The sequence below is a fragment of the Pseudoalteromonas prydzensis genome, from assembly GCF_011050055.1.
Classification (GTDB): Bacteria; Pseudomonadota; Gammaproteobacteria; order Enterobacterales; family Alteromonadaceae; genus Pseudoalteromonas; species Pseudoalteromonas prydzensis_A.
Map to the genome: position 1 here is coordinate 1 of NZ_DRGM01000003.1, position 7,066 is coordinate 7,066.

The 7,066-nt window shown below is 38.3% G+C and carries 6 protein-coding genes and 1 pseudogene; 2 read left to right on the top strand and 5 right to left on the bottom strand.

The features are described 5' to 3' along the window. Together ENH88_RS00100 and ENH88_RS00105 are read left to right on the top strand one after the other, a co-directional pair. Positions 1–1,114 (top strand): hypothetical protein (locus ENH88_RS00100; protein WP_304178206.1); only part of this gene is annotated, 1,114 nt, incomplete at its 5' end. A 405-nt stretch (positions 1,115–1,519) separates the two neighbouring features. Then, positions 1,520–2,569: an AI-2E family transporter gene (locus ENH88_RS00105; protein ID WP_304178208.1), complete on the top strand. Its 1,050-nt coding sequence runs from the start codon at positions 1,520–1,522 to the stop codon at positions 2,567–2,569. Between the two features lie 152 nt (positions 2,570–2,721). Here the strand turns inward: ENH88_RS00105 and ENH88_RS00110 are convergent, their stop codons facing one another. From ENH88_RS00110 to ENH88_RS00130, 5 genes and pseudogenes are all read right to left on the bottom strand, one after another. Beyond that, positions 2,722–3,993, bottom strand: a complete 1,272-nt coding sequence (locus tag ENH88_RS00110) for a DUF3526 domain-containing protein (RefSeq protein WP_304178209.1) — start codon at positions 3,991–3,993, stop codon at positions 2,722–2,724. Continuing rightward, positions 3,990–5,438, bottom strand: a complete 1,449-nt coding sequence (locus ENH88_RS00115; protein WP_304178211.1) for an ABC transporter permease — start codon at positions 5,436–5,438, stop codon at positions 3,990–3,992. Before ENH88_RS00115 ends, ENH88_RS00110 begins: the two co-directional genes overlap by 4 nt. Next, a complete protein-coding gene (locus ENH88_RS00120) occupies positions 5,435–6,190 on the bottom strand; it encodes an ABC transporter ATP-binding protein (protein WP_304178214.1) in 756 nt (251 codons plus the stop codon). Before ENH88_RS00120 ends, ENH88_RS00115 begins: the two co-directional genes overlap by 4 nt. A 197-nt stretch (positions 6,191–6,387) precedes the next feature. Next, positions 6,388–6,600 (bottom strand): hypothetical protein, encoded by a 213-nt coding sequence (locus ENH88_RS00125; protein WP_304178213.1) that lies wholly within the window; start codon positions 6,598–6,600, stop codon positions 6,388–6,390. Beyond that, positions 6,597–7,066 (bottom strand): annotated as a pseudogene (locus ENH88_RS00130) (chitodextrinase); the annotation flags it as partial. The gene ENH88_RS00125 and the pseudogene ENH88_RS00130, both read right to left, overlap by 4 nt.

Sequence of the window (7,066 nt, forward strand, 5' to 3'; positions counted from 1 at the left end):
AGATGTGTATAAGAGACAGGTTGAAGATAGTATTAATAATCCTAAAGATATCTGGGAACATGTCTTTCATAATCAATTAAAAGAGTATGAAAGAATACTAATATTTATTATTGTTTATTTTGGTAATAAAATAGCAGAGGAAGTGCTTAAAGCTACAGTAAAAAAGTATTTTATAAGTAAGAATATACTTACTACCAACATTCAATTTGATAAAGCAATTAAAACGTTGTCAGGCTCATTAATTACGAGAGTTATTGGTGGCGAATCTATTTTCTTTGAACTATTTAACCCATCAATTAATGATTATGTTATTTCTATTTGTAAAAATGATGTTGATTTAATAGTCGATATTTTATTTCAACTAAACTCTTTGAAAGCATATAAAAGTTATAAATCATCTTATGTATTTTCATTTCTCAGTAATTCACCAACACCTGATAACAGAGTAAAGTTGAAGCTTCTAGAAAAAATTAATGAAGAACAGGCTTTTTCATCGCATTTCTATCTGTTCGTTCTAGTTTTTGAAGATGTCGTTTTAAATGACATAAATGATGATGTTAAAACATCATCTATAAATGAGTTAATTAAAATTATTAAGGCTGAAGGTATCTTTGAAGAAGTTGATGGTGAAACTATTTCGCTATTAAAATATTTAATTGAATATGATGACTTAACTATAGAAAGTTTAGATTGGTTAGGTTTAATTCAAGGCGTTTTAGATTACCTTCCGTCAAGTGATACTCTAAAAGTAATTTCTGAGTTGATTGAAGAGTTTACTGATAGGCATGAGATTGATTGTGATGAAATAATAACAGTTGTTCAGGAGTGTGTATGGGAATACTGTGTGGACAATATAAGTGACTATGTATCTGAACATGCAACTAATTTTGAAAGTTTAGATAGTGATGCTATAAAGCTTGCTGATGAAATGATTGAAGAATATAAAATTGAAATGGATTTTTCAGCGATAGACCTTATGGAACATGTAGATTTTGATTCTATAAGACAAGAGTTTAGAGATGACTATGACTATGTAGCTGATAACGAGAAAACTAAAACAGCCTCACCAGAAATTGAGTTTAATGAAATAGAGGATCTTTTTGAAAAAACTTGATTGGGAACCATAGGGGGCACTCATTAGAAATTTCCGCTCAAACAGGCAGCTGTGTTTTGCTTGATCTTTTTATTCTAAAATCCAAACGTCCCTACTTTTTAAACTCAAATTAAATATGACTACGATTCCAGTAATGACGTTGATTAGTGTGAATATACACCTTAGCTTTCGCCTCTCTCATCATTTAGCACCAGTACAGTTTTTAGTTGTACTCACGCGCTAAGCTATAGCAATTATGCCTGTAAACAGTGACTTTCCTTTATAACAAAACGGGCAGTTTTATATTGGGTACTGTTAAAAAAGTACTAAAACTGATAGAACTATACTTTGCAAAATTTTAATTGCATTCAATTTATAGGTATTAATTTTACTGAGTGCAGACTATACCAAGCAAAGGGAGAAGCAATGAGCTCTGATAGCAACTATATTCGCCGACTATTAGCAACCATTGGCATTACGGCTTTAGCTGTAGGCCTTTTTATGCTGCTGTGGCAATTATCGTATGTTTTATTGCTTATATTTGGTGGGATCTTATTCGGTGTTTTTCTAATTGGGCTTGCGAGTCTGTTACAGCGCTGGCTACCTTTACCTCGATGGGGGCTAGTGATGCTTGTTGCTGCTACAGTATTGGGGTTATTGATATTTGCTGGCTATTTAGCTGGCCCCGCTATTATGGAGCAGTTACTACAGCTTAGAGAACAAATATCTGGTGGTGTAAAACAGCTAGAAGATTATTTGAAAGATAAAGAGTGGGGTGAGCCCTTACTCAAGTGGGCGCAAGAACAATGGCAGCAAGCGCCACTTTCACCTAGAAAGCTGATGGGCGAGGTGACTGGGGTATTTTCTACTCTATTTGGTTCACTTACTGATTTATTTGTTATTTTATTTATTGGTTTTTACTTGGCGCTGCACCCTAAACCTTATATGAAAGGTTTATTATTTTTGTTTCCAAGCGATAAACGCAGCCGCTTAAAAGAAGTGATGCACAGTGTATATTACGCGTTGAAGCTGTGGTTAATCGGGCGTGCAACATCAATGATCGTAGTAGGGCTTTTAACCGCTCTAGGTTTATGGTTTATTGATATGAAATTGATTATGGCGCTGGCATTTCTTGCGGGTCTGCTATCGTTTGTGCCATTTTTAGGGCCTATTGCAGCTCTTATACCCGCGGTATTAGTCGCTTTGCTTAATAGCCCTACTCAAGCCATGTATGTGTTAATCGTGTTCGCAGTTGTGCAAGTGCTGGAGAGTAATGTAATAACACCGTTTGTGCAGAAAAAAGCAGTCTCGCTGCCGCCGGCGGTCATGCTCAGCGGGCAATTACTAATGGGCGCCATGTTTGGAATTCATGGCTTGGCGCTTTCAACGCCGCTGTTTGTGTCAATTATTGTTACCGTGCAGATGCTCTATGTAAGGGATGTATTAAAAGAAAAAATCCAACCATTAGGGCAGTGATACGTTAAAGATAAGTGGTAAATTTATTTAGATTAATAAAAAACCTATGGGTGACCTTGACGACTGCTCTTGGGGATCCGCCGCTCCTGAAGAAACCCCTAACCAAAAATCCTAACTAAAAAGTTAGGATTTTTGAACGTATTTACTGTTATTTATTCCCCAGCGCGTGCAGTGTCTTTATAACTTGGCATCGCTTTTAGTGTATCTTTCGTTGGATTACCTTTATAAAACAACCAAGGGTAATAAAACTCACGCAATTGCTGGTGGAAATCACGAATTTGCTGCTCATATTTATACGCAGCGGGTGCATCCGTTTCAGCAATACTCGTTAAGCTGCGCTGTAATAATAACGGCGGCGATAACCATGACACCATGCCCGCTAACTGATATTTTTGTTTTGCAGCATCACGATACGCTTTAGACAGCTCTGCCGCTTTAAGATCACCCATTTGCTGAAATGCATAATACCATTTCCATTCAAACTCGCTGCTCATATCGGTGTATGGTGCAAACTCTGGGTACTCTTTTGCAAATGCGTTCAGGGTTGTTGATTTGGGTATATCCCATGCAGCGTTTACTGCTTCTCGTTGAGCAAGTACGATATCGCCGCCTTTTGGTGCATGCACGGCTTTATTAATAGCAAGGTCGCCTAAAATAGGAATAATAAACGCAAATAAAACCCATAAACCAATTAAGCTCGAAGCAACACGCGGCGCACTGGTTGCGTTTTTACCCCACCACACACTTAGGGCCGTCCAAAACCCTAGGTAAATAATACATAATAACGTGACATAGCCCACTTCAAATAAGCCTGTACCCGCTAAAAACGCACCAATAAAAAACGGTAACATTAAGCATACCGCACATGCTACGAACCGAACGGTAATACGTGCTCCCCATAATGCAAAGTAAGATTTGGCAGTGGTTACCAATAAATCATGCCTACCACTTGTGCGTTCGTTGGCGAATAAATCATGAAACAGTAAAATAATTACCAGCGGGGCCAATGCACTGATCACAAACACAAAGTCTATTTTTCCAGCCTGGGCCAACTCTGCATTTTGTGTATCGCTTTCGTATATTTGCCCCTCAAGAGCAAGTAAATTAATACGATGCTTCCATGGGAAAATATCTCGTTCACCTAAGGCGGCAAAGGCAAGATCAGATGGCTGAGAATACGTTAAATGAAAGCTATAATACGCCATCATTCCCAAATCGTCGTACTTTTGCTGCACCTTTATACGATCTGCTTTATCTGCTGTTTTTAAGCGCTCGATGGTGTGTTGCTGATCGTGAATTTCGCTTAAACCGCTATTAATTGCAAACCCCGATAACACAAAGCTACAAACAAGTAAGACGAGTAAATATTTTTGAAGCAGTAAAAAACGCCACTCACGTACAAGTTGTGCCATTAAATACTTCATATCAACCGTTTTCCTACAAATTTAATTCCACCAACCAGTACTACAATCCACAGTATTAGCTGCAAGAACGCTGGCATACTGCGTTTTGCACGCACAGTTGCGCTATCCACTGTAAAAGAAAAGTTATTAAGCAACTTCCAGTTTTCTGCGCTAACACGCGCTTTATTAGATGCATCGGCACTGGCATTTCGGTTCATATCATCTTTATAATCAAGCTCTTCAGTGTGAATTTTATTAAGCCCTTGGACAAAATCATAACGCAGCTGTTCTGTTTCACGTAAAAAACGATGGTGCGTTTCAATACTTGTACCAACCACTGTCATCGACAACGTTCTTATTGCCACCATTGGCGATAACCAACCAAACCAACGAGAGACCTGTGTTTGCTCAAGCTCTGCTTGCATTCGCTGCTCAGCAAACTTATTAAGTACTTGTGCTTGTTTTGCCTCAGATTCACTGGCAAGTAACCCTCTTAAATTGACTGGCAGCTCCTCCATACTTTGTACATTGTATTTTTTAAGCAGTGATTGTTTAAATTGCTTAAATGCAGGATCGTTCGAGTTATGACCATCGCCTTGCTTTCTAAGCTCAGCTTTTACTTCAAAATCAGTTTCTATTTTGCCTGCTGAAGGGACTGCGGTTGATGCACTGGTACTCGCAACACGCGGCATAACAATACATAATAAAATCCAAGCAAACGCCAGTGCTGTAAAGCTCCCGCTGTTTTTACTAAACACGCACGATGCCAGTAAAATAACTAATACCCACACCATTAAATATAACGCGTAACCCACTACAAAACTTGCAACGGCCACGATGCTCTCACCGCTAGCGAGTGTAAAAAAAGCAGATACAGCAAGTGGAGTTATAATTAATCCTACTACAGAGAGTAACGCCAAGCCTTTACCCGCGATCAGCGTAATTCCTGCGGTCCCTTGTGCTAATAAGTAAGTTAACGTTTGCGATTCGCGCTCACGGCTTATAGAGCTATAGCCAATTAAAATTAGCAATAAAGGGGCTAGTGTTTGCACTATAAATGCAGGTGTTAAACTACCTAATTTAGTTAATGCAGTTCCCTGGCGCTGATCGGCAAACATTGCGCTATTTTGCCTATGGCCCTCTAAAAATATTGAATTACCTGTATAAGCATCAATACCGGGATCGAGTGTGCTCAATGCCGAAGGTGTTCTAAATGCATAATGGCCGTAATGTACCATTCTGTGAGGGTGACGATCGGGCTGATCAACAAAACGTTGCTCTGCCGTTGTTTGTAACTCATGACGAGTGTGACTTAATTCGTGCATCGTAATCGCTGTCACTATCACCGATGAAAGCGTAAGTAACAAACCAATCGCTAATACACTCATAGCAAGCTTTGAGCGAAGCCAATATCGCCATTCATCCTTGGCTACAATAACAACCTTTGAAAAATTATTAATACTCATTCAGCGCCTCGTTGGGCAAATGCTGCGTGTACTTGCTCGGTATCAATGCGTGTGCCTTTTGGAGCCTCAAATTCACCCACTAGCTCGCCAGCTCTTAATAAACCAATACGATCAGCCACTTGGCAGGCACCGTATACATCGTGAGTAACCATTAAAATAGTTGCTCCCGTTAACGCAAGTTCACGTACAAGTTGATTAAATTCATCAATAGCAACGGGATCTAGGCCTGAGGTAGGCTCATCAAGCAAAAATATGGGTGCTTCACGTAATATTGCGAGTGCAATAGCGGTTTTTTGCCTCATGCCTTTTGAGTATGTTTGCATAGGGCGCTCCCATGCAGCTGGTTGCAGTGCTACACGGTCAAACGCAGCATTTATTTGCTCCTTATTTTTTTTAATATCAGCGAGCGATAAAAAATATTCGACGTTTTCACGCGCGGTTAAATGAGGATATAGTGTAGCTGATTCAGGTAAATATGCCGTTTTACCTCTTACAAAATCAAGCGCTTGGGTTACTTCTTTACCGGCAACCTTTACAGAGCCTTGAGTAGGTTTATTAAAGCCAAGTAAGGTTTTCAAGGTGGTAGATTTACCTGCTCCGTTACCACCAAGTAATGCATAAATTTCACCAGTGCCAACTCTAAAGTTTAAGTTTTTTAGAATAGAATTATGTTTAATATTAAAACTTAACGAACTGACTTCTATGATTGTTTCGTTTTTATTCGTTGCTAGTTCATGATGCTGAGATTTTATTGGAGATGCTTGTTTTTCCGAAGGTGATATTGCCACACTTGAGCTCTATTAACAGTGAATTTTGTATGATGGTATACTAAATCAACGATATAATGCAATAGTATAACATTGCAAGGGGGAATGTTTATTAAGGTAAAATACATGAATTAGTCAATATTGAATAATTGAAAGGTTTGCAATACAGCATATCTAAAGAGCTAAAAATCTGAATAGTTACCTAATTTAGTATCTTGAAAGTTATCTAGCCAAAACAAATTTTCACGGAAATCATCTTCTGTAGTGAGCATATCATTTACGTACAATAATCTTAGTTGATCCGTTTGTTTGGTGTAGTGCCTATGGAGTGGTTGCAAACCAGCAAATGCAGAGTATGAAAAAATAAAGGCCATAATTAAGATATATTTTTTCATTTTTTAGTCCCTATTAAAGCTTCACAATGTTGATCAGCCAACCAGTGGAAACCAGGTTCAAAACGTAAAATTTCTGCTATTTTATTTTGGTTTTTTCGATTCGCATAAGCTCGATCAATTGTATTGAAATACAGTGATTTAGGATTACGAAAATCAGAGAATTCATTTTGTAATTGCCTTGTACAGTAATTAATATTCATAATATCTAAAATAATCTGCTTACCGATCTCAGCATCTAAATTTGGTATACGACCTTGTTCAATATCAATAACGAGTTGCAATGTTGAAGCTGCGCCTAAGCTAAAGGTGATGAGCTGCGGTGAATCAAACTTTTCATACACATAGCGCTCATAATCATCACGAATACCGTTATCATTTTGATCAACCCCGTCTAACGTTTTATAGTCGTCAGGGTGTTCAGGTGGTAGCTCTGGGGTTAGGTAAAATAAATCTTTAATTTTTTGCC